This window comes from Aerococcus sanguinicola (assembly GCF_008726925.1).
GTDB lineage: Bacteria > Bacillota > Bacilli > Lactobacillales > Aerococcaceae > Aerococcus.
Genome location: NZ_VYWO01000001.1, coordinates 524,887 through 549,041 on the forward strand (window position 1 = coordinate 524,887; position 24,155 = coordinate 549,041).

The window sequence follows — 24,155 nt, forward strand, 5'->3', positions numbered from 1 at the left end:
TTTACTTGTTTCTATTATAATTCAAATCGAAATGAAATGGGGTGAATTTTATAAAAGTATGGACTTTTAATATTTGTAACCTTTTTGTAATCTAGGTGGAAATGCTATAATAGGCCTAAGCTTTGAAATCCCAATTAGAACAGGAGTCGCATGCCATGCATAACATTATCCAAATCTATCATCATATTATAGAAGAAGCTCTCCGCCCTGGCATGACAGCCCTCGATGGAACGGCTGGGACAGGCCAGGACACCGCCTTTTTAGCCCGCCTAGTCGGTCCACAAGGTAGAGTCTATGCCTTCGATATCCAAAAGCAGGCCATCCAGCGCAGTCAAGACCGCTTAAATAAAGAAGCTTTGGCCCAGCAAGTGACGCTTATCCAAGCTGACCATGCCCAGCTGGACCAACACTTACCCGATGACTTAGAGATTGACCTGGCTTGTTTTAACCTAGGCTATTTGCCCGGGGCAGACAAGGCTATTATTACGCAAGGCCAAAGCACTTGTCAAGCCATCGATAGCTGTTGCCAGTACTTAAAAGCGGGAGCAAAGATCCTAGTTGCTGCCTATCTCGGTCATCCAGGGGGCATGGAGGAATACGAGACGGTCTGCCAACACCTGGCCCAGTATCCCCAAGAAAGCTATAACATTAGCCAGGTCCAATTCCTCAACCAGCGCAATCTCCCACCCCGGCTCATTGTTATCGAAAAGAGAGGAGGAGACCAGCATGAAAATCATTAAAAGACTGGCCAACTTCAAGGTCTACAGTCTTATTTTAGCCAGTCTATCTGCTCTTATCCTAGCCTTCCAAGTCGACCAATGGCGTTGGCAAGCCTGGGCCTTGATCCTTCCCTTCCAATGGCTCCTAACAGAGCTCTTCTACTGCTTCACAGACGGTAAAGGATTGAGCCTGGTGAAGAGCCTCAAGGGCCTCATCCTATGCGAAGTTCTAATCTGGCTGATCTTTATCCTCGCTTATTTTGAATTTGGTTGGCCGGTACCCCGCCTCCTCATCCTCTCCTATATCCTCGTCCATTCCAGCCTGCTCAGTCACAAATTAGTCAAGCTCATGCCCCACCTAGCCTATGTTGGCAGTCTGATCATCTATAGCTATCTCATTCTTTATACCAATAGCCGCTTAGTCCTCCACCAATATACCGCTTTCTATCTCGCACTCTTTCTGACCCTCGCCGCCCTATTCGCTCGCTCAGAAGTCCAAGGCCCCTTCTTGCAGGGTGAAAAGAGCTTCTACCGTTTACTTGCCCTAGTCAGCCTGATTGCTAGCCTGATCCTAGCTAGCCTTCTTCTTCCCCAAGGGGCCTGGTTCGTCCTCCTTGCTTACCTCCTCGCCCTGGTCATCCAATATGACCACAAACAAGCGCTTAAGCGACAGCTTGGCAGCGATTAACAGCCAATATTTAAGTTTCTAGACGCCTCCGCCCAGACCGGGGAGCTTTTTGTCTTTTTATTTTTGATATCTCATTTGATGAATTAGTCGCCGAATGGGTTATATATTAATAAGGAGGCAGAAAAATGACAAAAAATTTACCCTTAATTCTTCAGTTCAAGGACTTGGATAAGGAATCGCGTCCCCGTGAGCGTCTAATCGCAGAAGGAACCGACCATTTAGCGAATTATGAACTCCTGGCCATCCTCTTAAGGACAGGAAGCCGCCAATCCTCAGTCCTCGACTTAGCGGTCCGAGTGCTCAAATATTATGACAATCTCTATGACTTGCGCTATGCTTCCATAGAGGAACTGACCAAGATACCTGGCATTGGCCAGGCAAAAGCAGCTGAGCTTCTCGCAGCCATTGAATTTGGCAAGCGGGTCAACCAAGCCCAATGCCAAAAATATGGCCAAATCGCTTCCAGTCTAGACGCTGGCAACTGGCTACTGAATGAGATGCGCCATTACAAACAAGAACATGTCCTAGTGCTCTTCCTCAATACTAAACATGAAGTCATTCGTAAGCAGACCATCTTTATCGGTTCCTTGAATATGAGTGTGGCTCATCCCCGGGAAATTTTCCATGCGGCAGTCCGCTGTTGCGCCGCCCGTATCATTGTTGGCCATAACCATCCTTCAGGCAACCCCTCTCCTTCACAAGCCGATATCGACTTTACCCAACGACTCTTAGACTGCGGCAAGCTCCTAGGCATCGACCTACTCGACCATATCGTCGTTGGCAGCGAAGACTTTGTTAGCCTACGTGAATTCGGTATTTTTTAAAATTACTCGAATTCAGAGACTTATGATTTGCTCAACTTATAAACTACTGATATAATAATAGTCAGTGACCTTTAGGATTTTAATTTAAAAGTTTTAACTCGCATTAAAACGGCTAATTTTTCCTCTTAAGCTTCACTAAATAATTTATTGTGCTCAGGCACAGGGAGGATTTTTATACATTATGGAACAAGGAACAGTTAAATGGTTTAACCCAGCAAAAGGTTTTGGCTTTATCGAACGTGAAGGTGCTGACGATGTCTTCGTACACTTCTCAGCAATCAACGATGAAGGCTTCAAAACGCTTGAAGAAGGTCAATCAGTAGAATTCGAAATTGAAGAAAGCGACCGTGGACCACAAGCGGCTAATGTCAACAAATTATAATTCTTCACAGGGGCTCTTAGGAGCCCTTTTCTCATGACAAAATTCATAAAGGCCGCAGGAGAAGTGACTAGATCTTCTCCTGCGGCCTTTTCATTGGCTTATATAGCTTTGAGCTAGCGCTCCTTATTCAACAGTGACAGACTTAGCCAAATTTCTTGGCTTATCCACATCGTAGCCGCGTTCAATCGTGGCATAGTAAGCGAGCAGTTGAGCATAGACGATGCTTACAAGTGGTAGGAGACATTCTTCTACCTGCATCACAAGCAATTGATCGCCCTCTTTTTGACAATTTTCGCTCGCAATATGGATTACTTGGGCCCCTCGCGACCGGACCTCTTCCACATTGCTCCGCACCATAGCAGCTGTCTGCTCCTGGGTGATCATAGCAATCACAGGAGTGCCTTCTTCAATTAAAGCAATCGTCCCGTGCTTCAATTCGCCCGCCGCAAAACCTTCTGCTTGGATGTAAGAAATTTCTTTTAATTTAAGAGCCGCTTCCAAGCTGGAATAGTAATCGAGCGACCGGCCAATGTAGAAGGCCGTTGACTGGTCGGTAAAATATTGTCGGGCCAGGTCATGGCAGTGGTCCTTTTCGCTAACGGCTGCTTCCATCGCCTGGGCTGTCCGCCCGAGTTCCTGCTTCATATCGAAGGAAAGGTCTTTGCCTTGGGCTTGGGCTAGGGCATCCGCCAGAATCGCCAGAACAGCAATTTGAGCGGTATAGGCCTTGGTCGAAGCAACGGCAATCTCTGGTCCTGCATGGAGGAGGAGGGTATCATCGGCTTCACGCGATAGCGTCGAGCCTGGCGTATTGGTGATGGTTAGTGAGGGATAGCCTTCCGCATTGGTCTGAACCAGAACTTGTCTCGAATCAGCGGTTTCCCCAGACTGGGAGATATAGATAAAGTAAGGTTTCTCACTTAGCAAGGGACGGGCATAGGCAAATTCCGACGCAATACAGACTTCGACTGGAATTTGAGCAAGCTTCTCAATCAAGGCCTTACCCATTAAGCCGGCATGCATAGAAGTCCCTGCCGCAATAATATAGAGCCGGTCAGAAGCTTGAATCTTCGCTAAGATGTCAGGGTCGACAACTAATTGTCCCTGGTCATTGCTATAGGCTTGGACAATCCGACGCAGGACAGCTGGTTGCTCATCGATTTCTTTGAGCATGTAGTAGGGATAAGTCCCCTTCTCTAAGTCATCCGCATTCAAGCGCGCTGTATAAGCTTGGCGTTGGATTGGCTGACCATTAGCATCTTGAATATGATAGTTTGCCGCTTCGAGGTCGATGACTTCCCCATCATGGATCTCAAGGTATTGGTCGGTCAACTGAATAGCTGCCATAGCATCTGACACCAAGCAATTAAAGCCCTGGCCTAGTCCGAGTAGGAGCGGGCTCTTATTCTTAGCTGCATATAGATGGTCAGGACTGGTCTTGTCCAAGAGAACAAAGGCATATGAGCCCTCAATTTCTTCAAGAGTGCGCAGAAAGGCTTCCTTTCCAGTAAGCTGGTCTTTATCTGCAAAATAAGCGATTAAGGCAACCACTACTTCCGTGTCGGTCTGACTCTTGAAGGGGTAGTCTGCCAGGTATTTCGCTTTCAGTTCCTGGTAGTTCTCAATTACGCCATTGTGAACAAGACTAAAACGCCCATCCGCAGATTGGTGGGGGTGGGCATTGGTCTCATTAGCGACCCCATGAGTGGCCCAGCGTGTATGGCCAATCCCTGCATGCGCTGATGGATCAGCTTCTACCTTGTCCCGCAAAGCTTGGATAGGCCCTGCTGCCTTAAAGAGTCGCACTTGGCCTTCGGGATTCACCGTACAGATACCAGCCGAATCATAACCCCGGTATTCTAAGCGTTCCAATCCATTCAAGAGGGCCTCCGTTATGTCCCCTTGACCAATAAATCCAGTAATTCCACACATATATATTTCCTCCTAAAGTTAGAATAACTAGATCTTCTAGCATTTGGCCTACCCCTTTGTGTCTTTAAGAGTAGGCCTATAGACCATGCAGCCTCTGAACCATCCGCCGATTATTCGATGGGTCCAGTCCTCGTCACCTATTCCTAGGCCTGGCGCTATCCCTAATGAATTTCATTAAATTAGAAGATCCCTTCCATTTTATACTAAGTTTTTTTATCTTGTCAATCAATTACCATAAAGCGCATAAATAGACACAAGGGTGTGAGCAAAGGCGTCCAGAAAGGGATGACTGGAGGCAAAGCGGATAAGAGCGGCCGCAAGCCGATCGTTCCACTCTGCTGAAGTCACTCCCTTTCTGCCTTTGCGAACCCGACTAGGATGTGGGACGCGCGGTTAGCTTCCTTTCACTGGAGCAAGTCACCAGAGCAGTCTCACAGACTGCGGCGGAGACTTGTGAAGTGACAAGGAAGCTGCGCGACCGAACCCGACTAAACAGGGTGTGAGCAAAGGCGTCCAGAAAGGGATGACTGGAGGCAAAGAGGATAAGAGCGGCTGCAAGCCGATCGTTCCACTTTGCTGAAGTCACTCCCTTTCTGCCTTTGCGAACCCGACTAAGGCTGTGTGCCCCGGCTAGCTTTGATATTTAACCACAATAAAAAAAGGCTGGAATCTTAGTTCCAACCTCTTCTTTCATATCTACTAAGCCTTTAAATCCTGGATACGGTCCAGTGTTGCTTGGAGTTTTTCTTGGTATTGCTCACCTTTTTCGCGTTCTTTAGCCACGACAGCTTCAGGCGCATTGTTGACAAAGCCTTGGTTGGCGAGTTTTTTCTCAACCCGAGCGACTTCATCCCGCCATTTATCAGCTTCTTTTTCTAAGCGACTAATTTCTTCTTCTAAGTTTAAGAATCCGGCTAAGGGGAGGTAAACTTCCCCTGCATCGAAGAAGAGGGTCATTGCCTTATCTGGCACTTGCAGATCCGTCCCGATGGTCAGATGGTCAGGATTCAGGAAGCGGTCGAGGTAGGCCCCATTGGCTTCTAACATCTCCTGGGTCTCCTGACTATCGGCCTTTATGAGGATATCAATGGCCTTAGAAGGCGCAACATTATTCTCATTACGGGCATTGCGGACGGAACGGATAAGACTAATTAAGGCCTCCATTTGCTTGGCAGCTTCTTTATCCATTTGTTGGCTTTGGACCTTAGGATAAGCTGCGGTCACGATGCTGTCACCTTCATGAGGGACATTTTGCCAGATTTCTTCAGTAACAAAAGGCATAATGGGGTGGAGCAAGCGCAAGATTTGGTCGAGGGCATAAGCGAGAACAGACCGCGTCGTTAACTTAGCGGCTTGGTCATCACCGTTTAGAACTTCCTTACTCATTTCAATATACCAGTCACAGAAGTCATCCCAGATGAAGTGGTAGAGCGAACGACCAGCTTCACCAAATTCGAATTTATCAAAGTTCCGACTAACTTTCTCAATCGTTTCATTCAGACGGGTCAGCAGCCACTTATCAACGATATTGTTTACTTGGCTCAAATCGATTTCTTCATAGCTGAGCCCATCCAGGTTCATGAGCGCATAGCGGCTAGCATTCCAAATCTTATTGATAAAGTTCCAAGCAGCTTCTAATTTTTCTGGATAGTAGCGGATGTCTTGGCCTGGTGTAGACCCGGTTGCCAGGAACCAGCGGAGCGCATCTGCCCCGTATTTGTCCACAACATCCATGGGGTCAACCCCATTACCCAGAGACTTAGACATCTTGCGACCTTCCGCATCACGGATAAGACCATGGATCAAAACATTCTGGAAGGGACGACGACCGGTAAATTCTAGGGATTGGAAGATCATCCGACTCACCCAGAAGAAAATAATATCATAGCCCGTTACCAGGGTATTGGTTGGGAAGTAACGCTTAAAGTCAGCTGCCTGCTCATCGGGCCAGCCCATGGTAGAGAACGGCCAGAGGGCACTAGAGAACCAGGTATCGAGAACGTCCTCATCCTGGGTCCAGTTCTCTTCGTCAGCAGGGGCTTCCATGCCCACATAAATTTCGCCTGTCTCCTTATGGTACCAAGCAGGAATCTGATGACCCCACCAGAGTTGGCGTGAAATCACCCAGTCGTGGACATTCTCCATCCATGAGCTGAAGGTTTGTTCAAAGCGTGGGGGATAAAAGTCCACCCGGTCTTCCGTCTTTTGATTGGCCAAGGCCTTCTCAGCTAGCGGTGCCATCTTAACAAACCACTGGGTAGATAAACGTGGCTCAACCACGGCATCAGAACGTTCGGAATGCCCAACACTGTGGACCATTTCTTCAATTTCAACCAGGCTGCCGTCAGCTTTGAGGTCTTCAACAATGGCTTTGCGGCAGTCTTCCCGGGTCATGCCCTGGTATTTGCCCGCTTTTTCATTCATGGTACCGTCAGCATTCATGACATTGATGCGTTCAAGCTGGTGGCGGTTACCGACGGCGAAGTCGTTAGGATCGTGGGCTGGGGTAATCTTAACCACCCCTGTCCCAAATTCACGGTCGACATAGCTATCTGCGATCACAGGAATTTCACGGCCGACTAAGGGGAGGATGACAGTCTTACCAATATAGTCTTGGTAGCGTTCATCATCAGGATGGACAGCTACTGCGGTATCTCCGAGCATCGTTTCAGGGCGGGTGGTTGCAAGGCGTAAGCTGCCTGACCCATCAGCCAAGGGGTATTCCAAGTGGTAGAAGGCCCCCGCATCATCCTTGTAGACTACTTCAATATCAGAAAGAGCCGTCTGAAAGACAGGGTCCCAGTTAATAATGTATTCCCCGCGGTAGATTAAGCCCTTCTCATAGAGAGTCACGAAGACTTTACGAACCGCTTCAGATAGGCCCTCATCCAGGGTAAAACGTTCCCGGTCATAATCTACCGAAATCCCCATCTTAGCCCACTGCTTGCGGATCGTTTCGGCATATTCTTCCTTCCACTCCCAGGTTTTCTCAATAAAGGCTTCCCGTCCCAGATCATAGCGGGAAACATTCTCTTCCTCACGCAGCTTCTGTTCCACCTTGGCCTGGGTAGCGATACCCGCATGGTCCATACCAGGCAACCAGAGCGTGTCATAGCCTTGCATCCGTTTCTGGCGGATAATCATATCCTGGAGCGTCACATCCCAAGCATGGCCCAAGTGGAGCTTACCCGTCACATTTGGTGGTGGAATCACAATCGAATAAGCTTCCACATCAGGATTCGCATTGGGCTCAAAGACCTTAGCGTCTAGCCACTGGTCATAGCGCCCAGCCTCAACCTCATTGGGCTGGTACTTCGTTGGCATATCAATTTCTTGCATTAGAGACTTCCTTTCTTCATTTGTCGTATCTTCAGCTAGCAGACCGAGCACTTCATAAATAAAAACACCCCATCCCCGAGAGGGATAGGGTGTAAGTTTACACGGTGCCACCTAATTTTTAAACTCGAAGATAACGGCCTTAAACCGGACAAAATGTCAGTTTGCAAGCTACACCCTAAAGATCTGCCATGGGTTTCCCACCAACTCCCACTCGCTTGGGACAGATGATTTTAAGGCCTCTTGCGCATTACTTTTTTATTTATCACTAGATAAAATTGTAACAGTTTTTTAGCCTTTTGGCAATTCCTCTTTCCAAGCTTGAGCTAAGTTAGCCGAACGCTTGGGCAACTTGGAGACTGCAGGATGGCCTTGGACATAGAAGCGTAAGTGCTTATCGGTCCATTCCCCCTTGTTAGGGATGCCAATACGGGGAGAAGAGACAATCTGACCTGGATAGCGTCGTTGGCCTAAGTCCAAGTGCAAGGGACCTTCTAAGACAGATGTCCCATAGTCTCTTGCCTTATTGACCGCCAGAGCTTGGCAAAGTTTACCTGGCCCATTCGCTAATTCCCAGCCAGATTTCTGCCGGCGCTCGGCCATGATCTCCTGCCCTTCCGCTGGTTCCAAGGCGCGAATGAGGACCCCCTGCGGCAGGCTAGCAGACTGAGTAATCATATTTAGGCATAATTGACCATGGATATTATAGATATAGAAGATCCCTGCCTCATGATAGAAAGCTTCGGTTCGCGGCGTCCGCTTGCCTCCATATACATGGGCTGCCCGATCATTATGGCCGAGGTAAGCTTCTGTCTCCACAATCCATCCCGCTGTCCTTCCCTCGTCTAGGTCGCTAACCAATAAGCAACCGAGTAGGTGCTTAGCAATATCAATGGTTGTTAAGTCTGGGTCTTTAAAAAAGGCGACTTCTCCCATTAATGATCCTGGCGCTTGGTACGCCCGTCCCACTCTCTAAAACCTCCTTGGAGGATATAGAGATCTGTAAAGCCAGCCTTGTAAAATTTAGCCGCTGCCCGGCCAGCTAAAGCTACCCCATCATCATAGAGATAGATTGGTTGACTCTTGTTGAAACCTGGAATCCCTTGTTGGAGGCTGGAATAGGGAACATTCCGGGCGCCTGTAATATGGGCTGAGCGGAATTCATTGGCCTCGCGGACATCGACTATTTGAGCCTGGCGCATCCCTGCTTCAAAATCCTCCTGGGATAGGGTCGTTGCCACCTGCTTGCGTTGCCACCACTGGTAGGCAAGGTAGAGCCCGTAAGCCAGGATAATTGCGATTAAAATGTATAAAATAATATTTTGATTCATTGTATCTTACTCCTTTAGATCATTTTGGATAAGGGAAGCGGCCCCAATCATGCCGGCATCATTGCCGAGACTAGCAAGTTTGAGGTCGATGCTATCTTTAATCCCAGGATAGAGGCCGGCTTCCAGGGCTGGTTTTAAGTTTTTGATTAAATAATTGCCAGCCTGGGCTACCCCACCGCCCAGAAGAATACATTGGGGATGGATAGTATTTGCAATCTGGCTTAAGCACCGGCCCAGATAAGTCAGGCACTCTTCAACAACCGCTTGGGCAAAAGCATCCTTAGCCATCGCTTTGTCAAAAATTAACTTGGCATCAATTCGGTCAGGATGGGCTTGAACAAAGCTCTTAAAGGAAGTTTCAGCTGTGTCTTCCTGCTTAGACCGGGCCAGAGCCGTTTGACGGAAACCCGTTGCAGAAGCGATGGTTTCAATACAGCCCCGGTTGCCACAGCTACAGCGGAAGCCTTCGGGATTAGCCTGGATATGACCAATCTCGCCGGCATTACCAGCGCCAATTAGCAAGTGATCATCGACAATCAAGCCACCGCCAATGCCTGTGCCCAGGGTAACTAATAGAAGGTTTTGGTAGTCTTTCCCAGCTCCCTTGGCACGCTCACCAAGGGTTGCCACATTCGCATCATTTTCTAGCTTAACGGTCACGTCTGGGAAAGCTTCCTGGAAAGGCCCTCTGATATCTTGAGACTTGGCCCAACCCAGGTTGAAGGCCCCTGCGACTCTTCCAGCCTGGCGGTCGATACTCCCTGGGGTCCCCATGCCAATACCAATGAGATCATTAGCCGACACATTCCGCGCTTGGAGTTCACTTTGAATGGATGCAATCAGGTCAGGAACAATTTGCCGACCGCCGTCCTTGGCATCCGTAGCCGTTTGCCAACGGCCGACTTCCTCCAGTTCTTGGTCGAACAAGCCTATTTTAGCAGAAGTCCCTCCCAAATCAATTCCAATAATATATTCAGTCATTTGAATATCCTCCTCTTTCTAGACTAACTAAAATAATAGCTGGTAAATGCCTTGATTCGCCATAATGACATAAGCGATGACCAGGTATAGACCTAAAGCTAAGACAACCTGCCAAACTTTTATTTCATTTCGATTCTGGGCGAAAATAAAGCTAGCTAAGAGGCCACCGAGCGCCCCTCCAAGATGGCCTGCCAAATCCACATTAGAAGCTAGCAAGTTCAGAACAATATTCATAATAATAAGTGTCTTGTAAGTTCGGCCCAGGGCTTCGTAATAGGGGTTATTTGGGTGCAAGTAAGCCTTGACAATAAAGAAAGCAAAGAGACCAAACAAGGCTGTTGATGCCCCGGCTGAAATTGCATCCGAGAACTGATAACTCATGAGATTTCCCATCAGCCCTGAAAGCAAATAAATCGCTAAAAACCGCCAGTGGCCGACGATATTTTCCACCATGGGCCCCAAGTAGTAGAGGGTAATCGAGTTAAAAAGCAAGTGAGTCAAACCAATATGGATAAAGATAGGGGTCAGCAAGCGCCAATATTGGCCAGCTGCGATCAGAGCATTGACTTTGGCGCCAAATAATATTAATAAATCTGCACGCTGGCTCCCACCTAAGCCGGTCATTACTAACCAAATAATAATTTGAATAGCGAGCAAACTATAGCTCACAAAGGGTAACTTTTGCTTCATAAAATCCTCCTTTCCCTTTAGACTTCATAGATTAATTATAGAGGAGCTTGCTAGCAAGGTAAAATAAAAAGAGGGAAAAGTCTTCTCCCTCTTTTTCGCCAAGCCTCTCACTCCAGAGAAGGCTATGGCATCCTTTGTCTTGAACTTATTTCTTAACTTCGCGGAATAAGCAGACACGTTTTAATTTTGGACTATATTTCTTTAATTCTAAACGATCAGGATTGTTACGTTTATTTTTTTCAGTTAGGTATAAACGTTCACCCTTGCATTCAGTATTTTCTAAAAGAATGTTAACGCGCATTGGACTACCTCCCATTGATTTTATTTCATTTGCTCTTTGATAGCATACCATAATATTCTAGCATATGATTTCAGACTTTGCAAAATGATTTTTATTGGTTGCTTGACTCTTGGCTGGCCTCCTGGTCGCCATCTGCTTCATTGCGAGTCGACCCCTGGCCAAAATAGGCGGCTAGGACATCATAACCCACACTCTGGGCATCCACATCTGCAGCCGAGGAAGACTTGGCTGGGATGACAATAGAGATAGCAATCCGAGGATTATCATAAGGTGCGTAAGCCACAAAGGTACTGTTAACAATCCCCCGGTCATTGGTCTCTGCTGTCCCTGTCTTAGCAGCGACAGGAACTGGGAAACCGCCAAAGAGATCATGACTCAAACCATCTGGATCGGCTACGACTGCCCGGAAGCCCTCCTGGATGGCTTGGATAGCTGCCGGGTCAACTTGCACTTCATTGAGCAAGCGAGGCTGGCTCTTATAGATTAACTGGTTAAAATTCTCTTTAGCATCCGGGCTGGTGTCGGTCTTTTCGATAGATTTCATCAGATGAGGTGCATAACGTTTACCCCCATTAGCAATCGTTGCCACATATTGGTTGAGCTGCATCGGGGTATAGGTATCGAACTGTCCAAATGACATATCCAAGTAATTACCTGGTGCCGCATCGCCGCCATTTAGGCCGGTTGATTCATTCTGTAAGTCGATGCCTGTTTCAACGCCCAGACCAAACTGAGCATAGACATGGCGCAACTTATTCCCTAGGTTAGGGTCAAGGTCAACCAGGGACATGCCATCTGTATATTCCGGCATCCCGCCGATTGCCATAGCCACGCGAATCATATAAACGTTACTGGAAACAGCTAGGGCCTTGCGGTCATCCAAGACCACCCGGCGACTTGGATCAAAGGCATGCCACCAGGACGCCTTAATCGGTGTGCCAGAGAAATTCATTGCCTGGTCGACAAAGGTATTATCGGCTCCTGGCTCAAGAACATCATAATAGTAGCCCGCTGCAATGGTAGCTCCCTTCACGGTTGACCCCATTTCAAAGGAGGCATTAATCGTTCCTAGGGCATCGTCATAGAGCTTGCCATCTTCACCCCGTCGTTTTCCCCCCAAGGCGAGGACTTCGCCATTGCGTGGGTCAGTCGCTACCACATAGATCTGGTTATTCTCCCCAGTTGACTTGTTTTCTAAATAGTCTTCGGCGATGGCTTCGACTTGTTTTTGCAGATTGGTATCGATCGTTAGACGGAGGGTATTACCGATATCACCGGAATATTTTTGCCGGTTTTGGACCAATTCCCCATTCTGGTTGACTTCAGTCTCATACTTAGCCTTGGCCCCTCTCAAGTCGGCTTCATACATCTCTTCCAGATAGGATTGGCCGACCCGGTCATTGCGGGCATAGCCCTTAGCAAGATAGCGGTTGGCCCGGTGGCTCGGTAAGCCTTCCTTCTCTGTCGTGACAGAGCCTAAGACACTGCGCAGAAGGTCCTTCTCAGGATAAACCCGCTTCCAATCGATGGTAGTCGTTACCCCAGGCAAGTCGGCACTATGCTCACTAACACGGGCCACTTCTTCATTGGTGACATTCTCATGCTTGATCAGAGTCGTACTGAAGGCATAAGCACTATTCATCTGCTTGTAGATAGCAGCCGCTTCCTTATCTTGGTCAGATAATTTATCCAGATCTTCTGACTGAATATGATTGAGCTGGGCATCATAGAGCTGCCCGCCTTTTAGGCGTTTCTCCTCACTGCTTAAGCGGTCATTCAGTTCGTCTTCGTGGCTCGCTGCCCAATAGTCTTTCAGGTCGCGCTCGGTTAAGGTTTCCGTATCCATTTCAATGAAGTCAGCTAAGCGACGGGCTGTCTTAGCCATATCTTCCCCACTGGTATTCTTACCCCGTGTATAGCCGATTGCCTGTAAGCCTTCATTATCCACTAATTTATGGCCATCACGGTCGACAATATAACCCCGAGGAACACCCTCTTTAGCCACATTCGTTTCGGTTAAATGGACTAATTCTTCGAAGGTTTGACCATTGACTAATTGCAAATAGCCCAAACGGAAGATCAAGAGGGCAAATCCAGCAAAAACTAGGACCAACAAAATATTTAAACGGTTTAAATAACGATCCCAGTGCGTTTCTTTGCGCTTGACTTGCTGCTTGTCCAATTCTTCACCTTCTTTCAGACATTTATTATAGCAAATGGACCGTTTGAATGAAAGCCGCAGGGCTGATTTTTATCTTAAGCTTAAAGGATAAAAGGGCTTGGCTATTTAAGCAGGGTATATTAAGATAAGTGGAAGACAAGATTTCAAAAGGAGGCTCCCTATGAAGGCTATCAGCCACTACTACCTGACCCTGAGAGAAAAGATCCACCAGCATCCCTTAGCCTGGGCCCTGCTGGCAAGCTTTGCCTTACCCTTCACTATCCTTATGCTCTTTTATTTCTTAGGCTTAGATCTCTTTCCTTTTGGCGATGGTAGCCTCTACACCGTCGATTTAGGCCAGCAGTATATTGATTTTTATGCCTATTACCGCAATGTTCTCCTGGGCCAATGGGGCCAGGCCCTCTATAGCTTCCAGAAGGCCTTGGGCGGTGAAATGGTAGGGACCTGGTCTTATTATTTAATGAGCCCCTACCTTCTCATCTTACTTCTTTTTCCCCAGTCGTGGATGACCCTGGCTGTCGCTTTGATCATTGCAGCAAAAATTGCTACGGCTGGTGGGACTTTCCAATACTTGCTCGGCCGCCTGTATGGAGATGTTTCTTGGCGGTCCCTCGCCTTCTCCTTCGCCTACGCCTTGATTGGCTATGTCTCGGCCAACCATTTAAATGTCATGTGGCTGGACGGCTATGCCTTCCTGCCCTTGGTCATCTATGGTTTAGAACGGCTCTTGAAGCATGGCAGCTGGCCCGTCTATATCTTGAGCTTGGCCTATATCCTTATCAGCAATTATTATATGGGCTATATGGTTTGCCTCTTCTTAATCCTCTATATGGTCTATGCTCTCATCCGAGACTTCCACAAGACTAACTGGCAGGCTAGCCTGAAACAAGTCTGGCGCTTTAGCTGGACTTCACTGGCTGCAGCTGGCCTCTCTGCCCTGGTTCTCCTCCCAACCTACCAAGCCCTCAGCCTCAGCAAGGGCACCTATGCCAGTGAAGTGAACTGGACCTGGGAATTAGCCTACCCCATCCAAGATCTCCTAAGCAAATTCTACCTAGCTCCCTTCAACTTTGACCAGATGCCTGAGGGCCTACCGAATGTATATATCGGGAGTTTGGGGCTCATCGCTCTTGGCCTCTACTTCACCCAGAAGAAGGTCTCTCGCCAAGAAAAGTGGGGAGCCGGCCTCGTCCTCCTCTTACTCGTCCTATCCATGAATATTCAAGCCGTAAATATTATTTGGCATGGTTTCCAACCCCCCATTTGGTATCCCTACCGCTTCAGCTTTGTCTTTAGCTTCTTTTGTCTCTTCCTAGGCTACCGGGGCTACCGGCTCCTACAGAGCTTCAAGTTGAAGACTGCCCTCATCTTCTTGGCTCTATTCACCGCTTCCACTGTCTATGTGCTCAGCCAAAGCAAGCGTTTTGACTACCTTGAGGGCAGCCATGTCCTAGCTAGCTTTGTGCTTTTTATCCTCTTTAGCCTGGCCCTCTTCTTCATAGAAGGCCGGCCCCGTTGGTCAACTTTCTTGATCTACCTGCTCACCGTCATTGAATTATCTGCCAACAGCTGTTTGACCTTGTCATCGATTTCCTATCTCAGCCATTCTGAAGTCGCTGACTATGAGCTTTTAACAAAAGACTTTATAGAAGAAATAAAACCTGACCACGATGACTTCTACCGCATCAGTAAACTCTTCCAGCGAACTAAGAACGACCCCATGCAGCTCAACTACTACGGCCTCAGCCACTTTAATTCAACCATCGAAAAAGCAAGCACCGAACTCTACCGTTATCTAGGCCTGCCTAGTAGCGAGGGTTTCGTCGCCTATAACAACGGAAGTTTAGTCACCGATGCCTTCTTCGGCGCCCGTTACATCGTCGAAAGTAAGCCACAACCTTCAGATGATGGGACGCAGCAGATTCACCTCCAAGCCGCCAGCAACCGGCCAGACACCAAGCTCTATCCCCTCGTCCAATCTGATCCCCATCTTATGGCTTACGAAAATGACAATGCCCTCCCCCTAGCCTATAGCCTGCCTGAGGATATTTTTGATATTCAAGTTCACAACGCCTACCCTATCTTGCTTCAAGACCAGCTCCTCCAAGTCGCCAACCGCCAGGATGTGACGGACTACTACCAATATTTCCAAGTAGCGAGTTTTGCTGGGCTGACATTAGACCAGGTCGAAAGTGCTGACGCCAAGCAAATTAATACCCACTACCGGCGAAGTCAGGATAAAGGTGATGCCTGGATCCACTTCGACATTCAGGTGAACTCAAACGATTCCTACTATTTGACTGTCCCAGGCCAGCTAAGTGAAGATGACGTGGCCTTCTACCTAGATGGCGAGGCTATGCCCTATGAAAAGAGCTTTAACAGTGTCCAAGTCTATAATATAGCAGCCAACGAAGCCGGGCAAAGGCACCACTTCTCCATTAAACTGCTGGCTGATGACATCGACTTAAACAATGTCAATCTTTACCGCCTAAATCCAGAACTGGTCCAAGGAACAAGCAGCCAAGTCCAGGACATAGCCCTAGACATCGACAAATTCTCGAACCGACGAATCGAAGGCCAGGTTGAAAATCAGGAAGACCAGGATTGGCTCGTCTTCAGCTTTCCTTACAATCAAAACTGGACCTTCACTGTTGATGGCGAAGCGGTCGACAGCCGGCCCGTCCTAGATGGTGGATTCACTGCCATCCCTCTCGGAAAGGCCGGCAAGCACCAGGTCAAGCTGAGCTTCTGGCCAAGTGCCCTGACCGGTGGCCTTGCCCTATCAGCGACAACAGCGGCTGGCCTCTTCACCCTCTACCGCAAAGAAAAGAAAGACCAGGATAAAGCCTAAAAAGTCGCTGAGTTCTCTAGGCTAAGATAACTCAGCGACTTTTGCTTTAGCCTTTTAATCCAAATGGATGCAAGTTCTTAGTCAAAGCTAACCTGCCAGTCCGAACCTGCTTGCTTAGCCTCTAGGCACTTGGCCAAGTGGTCAGCGGAAGTCCGGTAGATTGATAAATCTGGTAAATCATCCAGAGCAAAGAAGGCACAGTCAGACGTTTCACTATTCGCCTGAAAATCCAAAGTCTCCAGCTGACATTCAACAAATACCTTAACCACAGTGAAAAAGGTATCATTAGCATGGCTTGTCTCGATAAAGAGCAAGCGGTCAGCATGGACCTTAGCTCCAGCTTCTTCCAGAGACTCCTTTTCACAGTTAGAGGCCAGGCTTTCCGTAATATCCATCCAGCCTCCTGGCAGGGCCCACTGTTGGTTTCTTTCCTTAACTAAGAGGATCTTATCCCCCTGCCAGATCACAGCCCGGGTATCGATTTTAGGGGTTTGGTAACCCTCCTCTTGACTGAAGACCATAGCAATCTCTTCCGCCGAAGCATCCGTCAGCTGGTCAAACATCTCATGTGAAATCGCCCGTATGCGTTCATAGCGTTCTAAATCAAAAGCATTCTCGGTGTAATAGCAGCCAGCCTGGGCTAGTGCTTGGAGCTCTTTGGCCCATTTCATCCAATTTGACATCTAATCCCTCCTCGACTTAATTATAAAGGAAGCAGGGACTAGACAAAAGGAGCTAAACAAAAAAGAAGCTGGGTCGTCGCCCAACTCCTTAAGCTAGCCGTCAACTATTTAGCGGCTGCGTATAATTCATTCACATAGTCCCAATTCACTAGATGCCAGAAAGCATCAATATAGTCTGCACGGACATTGCGATACTTGAGATAGTAAGCGTGTTCCCAAACATCCAAGCCGAGAACGGGTGCTTGACCATTCATAACAGGTGAGTCTTGGTTTGGTGTTGAAACAATCTTCAATTCACCTTCTTCAACGACTAACCAAGCCCAGCCTGAACCGAAGCGGCCGCTTGCTGCGCTAGCAAATTCTTCTTTGAATTGGTCAAAGGAACCAAATGTCTTGTCAATGGCTTCTTTAATTTCACCGGTCGCTTCACCACCAGCATTAGGTGCAAGCATCTTCCAAAATTCGCTATGGTTGTCGTGGCCACCCACATTATTAATGACAGCTTGGCGAATATCTTCAGGCACTTGGTCAATATTTGCTAGGATTTCTTTGGCTGTCTTATCAGCAAATTCATCATGACCTTCCAAGGCTTTATTGGCATTGGTCACATAAGTGTTGTGGTGCTTGTCATGGTGCAATTTCATTGTTTCTTCATCAATGTAAGGTTCTAAAGCATCATAAGCATAAGGTAATTCTGGTAACTCAAATGGCATATTTAACTTCCTCCTTTTTTTATTCTGCTTAAAGTGTAACAAGTCTTAAGCAAAGATTCAAAACATCCGCTCAAGGCTTTTAAATTTCGGTTAAGGCCGGAAGTTTTTTGCCAGTCTTGCTTGGATTTTGCTATACTTAATAGGAAGTACAGAAGCTAGAAAGAGGCATCATATGATAGCAACTTGGAAATTATTTATCTATAGTATCTTTAAAATTGAGCGCACCCTTCCCGCTCTGACAATGAAACTCGGCAAGAAGATAGCCTATTTGGCCCTGCTAAGCCTGGTAAGTACAGCCGCACTATTCGCCAATATTTTGCCTGTGATGGAACTGATTGAAGACAATGGCGAGCAGGTAGCCCAGTCAATCCCAGCCTTTGAAATGAAGGATGGACAGATTACTCAGTCCGAATCAGAAGGTTTCGTGAATAAGACAGACCTCATCACCTTCGCCTTCGACCCTAATGACAAAATTTCAGCCCAGGAGATGCAAGGCATTGAGCAGAAACCCAAGCTTATCATCCATGCTCAAAAAGACCATGTGACGATTGGCGCCCTCAACCAGGACTACCAGGTCGCCTACCAAGACCTCGGAAGCCAGGGCCAAGCTTTGAACCAAGCCAATAGTCAAGCCCTCATCCGCCAGCTGACGCAAATATCAGGCCTCACCCTGGTCCTCCTATTTGCTAGTTTATACCTTTCTTCCTTCTTTTATCTCGCTTTCCTAGCCCTGGTCATTAGCCTCTTTGCTCAGATTCTAAATTTGGGGACGACACTCAAGTTAAACTTTGCTCACCGCTTTAACCTTGGGCTCTTCAGTATGACCCAGCCCCTAGTTGTCTTTAGCCTAGTCAACCTCTTGGGCATCATGATTCCTTTCCAGTCGGAATTGATCATCCTCCTAGCCCTGCTCCGCTTCTGGATCATGACCTTAAGGACGCATGTGGTGCAATTAAGTGAGGAAGAGATTAAAGAAAAAATAAAAGAAATCGAAAAATATTTTAACGATAAGAATAAATAGAGAAAATCCTAAAGCAAGTCCATCTGAAGCTTGCTTTAGGATTTTTATTGATAAGCAGGAGAGTATTTGCCAGAATATTCAATTTCTAGCGAAAGGCCTACTGCTTATAGTAGTCTTTAATAATCTTCTTAATATCCTCAATGTATTGCAAGTAAGCATCGACCTCGACATATTCGTTCAAGACATGGGCCAAGTCTAAGTGTCCTGGGCCATAGATTACCATGGAGAAGTCTTGGTCGACCGCTGTAAAGTTAGAGGCGTCGGTTACTGCATTAAAGGACGTCACCTCAAGGTCTCCTAGAACTTCTAGGAAGCTTGCAAGCAGTTGGCTATCTTCAGCGGACATGACAGGCTGGCTATTCTGGGTAACTTCAACACTCACTCGGCCTTCTTCCAGCTCCTCATTTAACTCATCTATAGTTTCTTGAATCAAGGCAATGATTTGATCGTTAGAAAATTCAGGAATGGTACGAGCATTAGCTGTTGCCCGTGCTTGTTCCGGAATGGAATTGGCTTGGGTCCCGCCCGAAATGACAGTGAAGGAATTGTAAGTTTCTCCTAGCACATCATTTTGATAATCTTGACGAACTTGATCCATCTTCTCTTGGACGCGTTCGATAGCTTGGGTGAGGATCATGACCGCGTTAATTCCCTCGTCAGGTGTCGATGAATGGCTGGCCCGGCCCTGAGCGACCAGATCATAGTTGAGTGAGCCCTTGTGAGAGGTATTAATCTCTCCCGGATTCACAGGCTCACCGACAATCATAGCAGCCAAATCTTCCGTATAGCCTTGTTCAGTGATTGCTCTGGATCCTAGCATGCCAATTTCTTCACCGGCAGTTCCGATGAAGCGAATTTTGCCATCAAAGTCAAAGTCTTCCTCTTTCAATTCAATCATAGCCAAGGCTAGACCTAGTAAACCTGCCTTCATATCTGCTGTGCCTCGGCCATAAACTTTGCCATCTTCTACTTGGCCTTGGAAAGGATGGTGGTCCCAATCATCAGGATCATCAACGGCTACCACATCAAAGTGTCCCGTAAGAGCTAGAATATCCCCCTCTCCACTGCCCGATAATTCTGCAAGCAAGGATGCCCGTCCCTCTTCTTCGTGTTCGATGAGCTGGCTTTCAATCCCTACCTCTTCAAAAAGATTCTGAAAATATTGGGCAACTTCTAATTCATCCCCATTGACAGAGGCCATTTTAATAATATCCTGTAACTGTTCAATTTTTGTCTCTTTACTCATAAGTTCCTCCTTTTCTGATCATTCAGACAAACAATAACAATAAATAGCCTAGATAGCAAATAATTCGGGTCATAATATTAGAAAAAGATGAAATAACCCGAAATATTTGCATTGTTTTCTCATCGTGTTATAAAGAAGAGGAAGAATAAATATAAGGAGTGATAATGTGGATCATCAATTACCACTAAGCATTTTGTCTTGGTTGGTTGCAATTCTACCCATGATAACTTTAATTATAACTTTGGTCGTCCTGCAATGGTCGGCCATCCGGTCAGCCATTATCAGTTTAATCGTTGGCTTAGTAACCGCCTACTTTGTCTTTGAAACGCCACTCTATGGCCTCACGGTTTCTCTGGCTCAGGGAGCCTGGGATGCTTTGGAAGTCGTCTTGGTGATTTGGACCGCCCTCCTTTTCTACCAGCTCTGCCGCCATGCTGGGGCCTTTGTAGCAATCAAAGAAGGGATTACGGCTATCAGCCATAATTACTTATACCTGATTTTAATCTTTGGCTGGGTCTTCACTTCCCTCCTCCAAGGCGTCACAGGTTTCGGTGCTCCCATGGCAATCGTTGCGCCGATCCTGATTGGCATTGGCGTTAAGCCAGCCTATGCCGTTTTAATCACTTTGACCTCTTCATCCTGGTCGAACTTATTTGGCTCCTTGGGGGTTGCTTGGACAACCACTTTAGGACTTGTCCAACTCGAAAATGAAAGCTTAAGCTTACTCTATACCTCCATCCTATTATGGATAGCCGCTCTCATCGGAGGCTTGTTTACCGCTTGGCTTTATGGGAAGTGGCAAGCCATTAAAGAAGGCCTGCCAGCCATCCTGATTATTTCCACAATTTACGGTGGCGGCCAGTTGCTTGCCACCCAGGTCGAAGCTACCATTGGCGTTGTTTTGCCGGGGATTATTGCCATGGGAGCTATGGTCGCCCTAGCGAAATGGGACCGCTACAAGGAAGCATCTGACCACTTGGATCCTAGCCAATCCCCTATTATGCAAGATAATTTTGATGGAGGAGCAAGTGACCAAGAGAACTGGGGCAATTTGAGCTTGAACCAGGCCTTTGCTCCCTTCTATCTGCTCATTGCCTTATCTATTATCATGCTAGGAATTCCGACCATTTCGAATTGGATCTCAAGTTTTGAATTTTCCCTACTTTCATATGAGAGCTTTGCAACGGGTTACCAATTTGTAACCGAAGGCAGCTCGGCCTACTCACCTTTTGCGCCCTTAACCTCACCAGCTGTTTATCTATTAGCCAGTAGTTTGTTTGCCTATCTCTATTACCGAGCTAAAGGAAGCTATGATCACGCAGAAAACTTAGGGGCTTCACTTGGTCAAGATGTTTGGGCAGACGCCCTTACCCCAACTATTTCTACCATCGGCTTCCTCATGGTTTCTAAGTTATTGGTTAACTCAGGCCAAAATACCGTCATTGCCCTGGGCATTGCTGCCGTTTCAACGCCCCTCATCTATGCTGCCATTGCCCCCTTGATTGGGATCTTCTCTTCATTTATGACTTCTTCAACCACCTCGGGGAATATTCTCTTTATCCCCATCCACCAGTCGGTTGTCCAAGCTATGCCCCAGTTAAGCATTCATCAACTGGTGGCCAGTCAATCCGCTGGAGCCTCTGTCGGCAATGCCATTGGCCCTTCCAATGTCGTCCTAGGTGCGTCAACAGCTAATGCCGAAGAAGATACGGGATTAATTTATAAATGGGGAATTGTCTTCTCCCTCTTTGTTGGTTTATTTATGGCTATCTTTGCAGTGATAATGTACCTCTACCTAGCAAGCTAGACCATAGCTCGCTTAATAACCGCCTCTCAGTTATGCTGAAAGGCGTTTTTTCTAGTAGATATTAAATCCCCCTAAAGCAGAAAGCCATTTGGCTAGTCTACTTTAGGGGGGATAATTTTTATTTATTAAAAAGAGTTCCGGTCCTTATTCGCCTTACGCTGGGCTCTGAGCTGCTTGCGTCGCTTCTCCCGCGCCTTGGTGGACTTATGTTTTTTAATTTGCCGGTCTAATTTCTTCTTATAACCTGGTTTGACTTTCTTTCGCTTATTCTTGGCAATCATCCCTTGAACAGTATGGTCTGTTTCTTCTTGGTGTTGGGCCTTTCTCTGGCGTCTTTGGTCATGGTGGTTAACATCCCGCCATTCACCATCTTTCAGGTCCTTGACCTCAAAACGGATACCCTTCTTTTCCAACCATTCAACAGCTGGCTGTTGGTCTGGCTCATAGAAGGTGATGGCAGTGCCAGGAAGCCCCTGGCGGCCAGTCCGACCTACCCGGTGGATAAAGAATTCCAATTCATGGGGGATTTCATAATTCACCACATGGGAGACCCCATCGATATCAATGCCCCGGGCAGCCAGATCTGTTGCTACCACATATTGGAAGTCGAGTTGTTGGATCTGGCGCATGACACGACGGCGGTCGCGAGCCGACATATTGCCGTGGATCTTAGCCACAGACAAGCCCCGTTGACGTAAGTCTTCATAGACCTGGTCTACTTTGTCAATGGTATTCGCAAAGACCAGGGCCAGATAAGGTTGGCCCACGGTGAGCGCTTCATAGAGCAAGTCTTCCCGCTGGCGTCCACGCACAGGCAAGAGGATATTACGGATAGTCGGCGAGATCAAGCGTTCATTCTCGATTGTCACCCATTCCGGTGCTGCCATATACTTTCTGAGGAAGGGATGGAGTTTTTCTGGAATGGTTGCCGAGAAGACATACATGTGGAGGTCTTCTGGCATCCGGCTAGCAATTTGGTCCACTGTCTCCAGGAAGCCCATATCTAGGGTCATATCCGCTTCATCCACAACAAAGTGCTGGCAGTAGTGGAGGTTAACCAATTGCTGTTGGACCAGGTCGAGGATCCTACCAGGGGTCCCCACAATCACATGGGGGACGTGGTGGGATAAGCGTTCAGCCTGGCGCTTGGTATCTGTGCCTCCAAAGGCCCTTTCAATTCGCAAGTCAAAGGGGGCAAACTGGCTAATTTGACTGGCATTCTTGTAGAGCTGTTCACCTAATTCACGACTTGGGGCAGTAATGACCACTTGTGTTCGGTCTTTATCCTCAATCTTATCCAAAAGCGGGAGAAGGAAAGCATGGGACTTTCCTGACCCCGTTTGGCTCTGTGCCACCAAACTCTTGTTGGCCTGGACCAGGGGAATCACTTCTTCTTGGATGGGTGTTGGCTCATAGAAGCCGAGGTCCTCAATCGCTTCCTCAATAAAAGGGGAAAATTCATAGTCTGAAAATGTCATCGTAGACTCCTTTCGCGCTTGCTAAGATGGACTTAGCTTGTCTTCTCTATAATTGCGGGCAGCCACATGGAGCGCATCGACTAGCCTGGCTTGGTCGGCTGCCGAAGCAATGCTGGCCCCACTCGCCTTGGGATGGCCGCCCCCATCGAAAGCCTGGGCGACGGTATTAATGCTTGGCCCCTTGGAACGGATCCGACAGCGATAGGTCCCATCCTCTTGTTCAACAAAGATTACCCAGGCTAGGACACCATGAAATTGCCCAGGTAATTGCACAATCGAGTGGCTTTCCGCCTCCGTTAAACCGAGTTCACGGAGTGTCGCTTGACTCAAGCTCACACTCGCCACGAGTCCATCCTGGCTTCGTTCCGTATGGTCCAAGACATAAGCCTGGAGACCGGCCTGGCCAGGTGAAATTTCCATGGCAGCCTGCATTAATTGACTCGCTGGAAAGTCATAGGCCAAGAGCTTACCAGCAATAGACAAAGTCTCCGGGCTAGTATTATCGAAGAGGAAACGGCCAGTATCTCCTACAATGCCCAAAAAGAAATTCTGAGCCGCCTGATCGGTCATTTGCAAGCTATTTTTGGCATCTAAAACCGTTCCTGCCCAAATTTCTGAACAAGAACTTGCTGACGTATCGACATAAGAGAGGTCGCCGTAAGGCTCATTGTTGGGATGGTGGTCAACCTTGACTAAGCGGTCCCCTGAAGCATAGCGGTCATCATCGATCCGGCCTGTATTCGCCGTATCATTGACAATAACTAAGGCTTGCTGGTAGCTTTCATCACTGATTTGGTCCATGCGGGCGAACTGAGCCAGTGAGGGCTCATCCTGACCAACAGCATAGATGGCTTTATTGGGATAAGTCGCTTCCAGCACCGCCTTTAAGCCGAGTTGTGACCCGAGAGCATCGGGATCTGGCCGCTGGTGGCGGTGGATAATTATCGTGTCATAGGCTTCAATAGCTTGTAAAATTTCTTCCATAAAGAA

The 24,155-nt window shown here is 47.6% G+C and carries 20 protein-coding genes; 7 read left to right on the forward strand and 13 right to left on the reverse strand.

Features of this window, described 5'->3' with window-relative positions; translation table 11 throughout:
* The first annotated feature begins 155 nt into the window (after window positions 1–155).
* From F6I03_RS02570 to F6I03_RS02585, 4 genes are all read left to right on the forward strand, one after another.
* Window positions 156–740, forward strand: a complete 585-nt coding sequence (locus F6I03_RS02570) for a class I SAM-dependent methyltransferase (RefSeq protein WP_070430517.1) — start codon at window positions 156–158, stop codon at window positions 738–740.
* Window positions 727–1,407 (forward strand): hypothetical protein, encoded by a 681-nt coding sequence (locus F6I03_RS02575; RefSeq protein ID WP_070430518.1) that lies wholly within the window; start codon window positions 727–729, stop codon window positions 1,405–1,407. Before F6I03_RS02570 ends, F6I03_RS02575 begins: the two co-directional genes overlap by 14 nt.
* Window positions 1,408–1,532: 125 nt before the next feature.
* Window positions 1,533–2,231 carry a RadC family protein gene (gene radC, locus F6I03_RS02580; protein ID WP_070430519.1) on the forward strand — a complete coding sequence of 233 codons (699 nt, stop codon included), beginning with the start codon at window positions 1,533–1,535 and terminating at the stop codon, window positions 2,229–2,231.
* Window positions 2,232–2,412: 181 nt separating this feature from the next.
* A complete protein-coding gene (locus F6I03_RS02585; RefSeq protein WP_067975685.1) occupies window positions 2,413–2,613 on the forward strand; it encodes a cold-shock protein in 201 nt (66 codons plus the stop codon).
* Window positions 2,614–2,736: 123 nt separating this feature from the next.
* Here the strand turns inward: F6I03_RS02585 and glmS are convergent, their stop codons facing one another.
* From glmS to F6I03_RS02625, 8 genes are all read right to left on the reverse strand, one after another.
* Window positions 2,737–4,545 (reverse strand): glutamine--fructose-6-phosphate transaminase (isomerizing), encoded by a 1,809-nt coding sequence (gene glmS, locus F6I03_RS02590; RefSeq protein WP_070430520.1) that lies wholly within the window; start codon window positions 4,543–4,545, stop codon window positions 2,737–2,739.
* Window positions 4,546–5,244: 699 nt separating this feature from the next.
* Entirely contained in the window at window positions 5,245–7,884 is a 2,640-nt protein-coding gene (locus F6I03_RS02595; protein ID WP_070430250.1) for a valine--tRNA ligase, read from the reverse strand.
* A gap of 288 nt (window positions 7,885–8,172) precedes the next feature.
* Window positions 8,173–8,850, reverse strand: coding sequence for a DNA-3-methyladenine glycosylase (locus F6I03_RS02600; protein WP_224788482.1), 678 nt, complete (start codon window positions 8,848–8,850; stop codon window positions 8,173–8,175).
* The gene (locus F6I03_RS02605; protein WP_070430252.1) at window positions 8,817–9,212 is read right to left on the reverse strand and encodes a rhodanese-like domain-containing protein; all 396 of its coding nucleotides are present in this window, start codon (window positions 9,210–9,212) and stop codon (window positions 8,817–8,819) included. Before F6I03_RS02605 ends, F6I03_RS02600 begins: the two co-directional genes overlap by 34 nt.
* A gap of 6 nt (window positions 9,213–9,218) precedes the next feature.
* Entirely contained in the window at window positions 9,219–10,193 is a 975-nt protein-coding gene (locus tag F6I03_RS02610) for an ROK family protein (RefSeq protein ID WP_070430253.1), read from the reverse strand.
* 27 nt (window positions 10,194–10,220) lie between these two features.
* Window positions 10,221–10,883 carry a rhomboid family intramembrane serine protease gene (locus F6I03_RS02615; protein WP_070430254.1) on the reverse strand — a complete coding sequence of 221 codons (663 nt, stop codon included), beginning with the start codon at window positions 10,881–10,883 and terminating at the stop codon, window positions 10,221–10,223.
* Window positions 10,884–11,028: 145 nt separating this feature from the next.
* Entirely contained in the window at window positions 11,029–11,184 is a 156-nt protein-coding gene (rpmG, locus tag F6I03_RS02620; protein WP_067975665.1) for a 50S ribosomal protein L33, read from the reverse strand.
* A 91-nt stretch (window positions 11,185–11,275) separates the two neighbouring features.
* A complete protein-coding gene (locus tag F6I03_RS02625) occupies window positions 11,276–13,366 on the reverse strand; it encodes a penicillin-binding transpeptidase domain-containing protein (protein ID WP_150983052.1) in 2,091 nt (696 codons plus the stop codon).
* A 160-nt stretch (window positions 13,367–13,526) separates the two neighbouring features.
* Here F6I03_RS02625 and F6I03_RS02630 point away from each other — a divergent pair, with 160 nt between their 5' ends.
* The gene (locus tag F6I03_RS02630) at window positions 13,527–16,217 is read left to right on the forward strand and encodes a YfhO family protein (RefSeq protein ID WP_150983053.1); all 2,691 of its coding nucleotides are present in this window, start codon (window positions 13,527–13,529) and stop codon (window positions 16,215–16,217) included.
* A 77-nt stretch (window positions 16,218–16,294) separates the two neighbouring features.
* On the opposite strand, the gene F6I03_RS02635 is transcribed toward F6I03_RS02630, so the two are convergent.
* Window positions 16,295–16,900, reverse strand: coding sequence for an NUDIX hydrolase (locus F6I03_RS02635; protein WP_070430256.1), 606 nt, complete (start codon window positions 16,898–16,900; stop codon window positions 16,295–16,297).
* Between the two features lie 104 nt (window positions 16,901–17,004).
* Complete coding sequence (locus F6I03_RS02640) at window positions 17,005–17,613, reverse strand: superoxide dismutase (protein WP_070430257.1); 609 nt, start codon at window positions 17,611–17,613, stop codon at window positions 17,005–17,007.
* A gap of 172 nt (window positions 17,614–17,785) precedes the next feature.
* On the opposite strand from F6I03_RS02640, the gene F6I03_RS02645 reads away from it, so the two are divergent.
* Window positions 17,786–18,634 carry a DUF1189 domain-containing protein gene (locus tag F6I03_RS02645; protein ID WP_070430258.1) on the forward strand — a complete coding sequence of 283 codons (849 nt, stop codon included), beginning with the start codon at window positions 17,786–17,788 and terminating at the stop codon, window positions 18,632–18,634.
* A 97-nt stretch (window positions 18,635–18,731) separates the two neighbouring features.
* Here F6I03_RS02645 and F6I03_RS02650 read toward each other — a convergent pair whose 3' ends face one another.
* Entirely contained in the window at window positions 18,732–19,880 is a 1,149-nt protein-coding gene (locus tag F6I03_RS02650; protein ID WP_070430259.1) for an ArgE/DapE family deacylase, read from the reverse strand.
* A 166-nt stretch (window positions 19,881–20,046) separates the two neighbouring features.
* Here F6I03_RS02650 and F6I03_RS02655 point away from each other — a divergent pair, with 166 nt between their 5' ends.
* Window positions 20,047–21,687, forward strand: coding sequence for an L-lactate permease (locus tag F6I03_RS02655; RefSeq protein WP_070430260.1), 1,641 nt, complete (start codon window positions 20,047–20,049; stop codon window positions 21,685–21,687).
* A gap of 125 nt (window positions 21,688–21,812) precedes the next feature.
* Here F6I03_RS02655 and F6I03_RS02660 read toward each other — a convergent pair whose 3' ends face one another.
* Together F6I03_RS02660 and F6I03_RS02665 are read right to left on the reverse strand one after the other, a co-directional pair.
* Window positions 21,813–23,165: a DEAD/DEAH box helicase gene (locus tag F6I03_RS02660; RefSeq protein ID WP_070430261.1), complete on the reverse strand. Its 1,353-nt coding sequence runs from the start codon at window positions 23,163–23,165 to the stop codon at window positions 21,813–21,815.
* Window positions 23,166–23,186: 21 nt separating this feature from the next.
* Window positions 23,187–24,149: a DHH family phosphoesterase gene (locus F6I03_RS02665; protein ID WP_070430262.1), complete on the reverse strand. Its 963-nt coding sequence runs from the start codon at window positions 24,147–24,149 to the stop codon at window positions 23,187–23,189.
* Window positions 24,150–24,155: the final 6 nt, after the last annotated feature.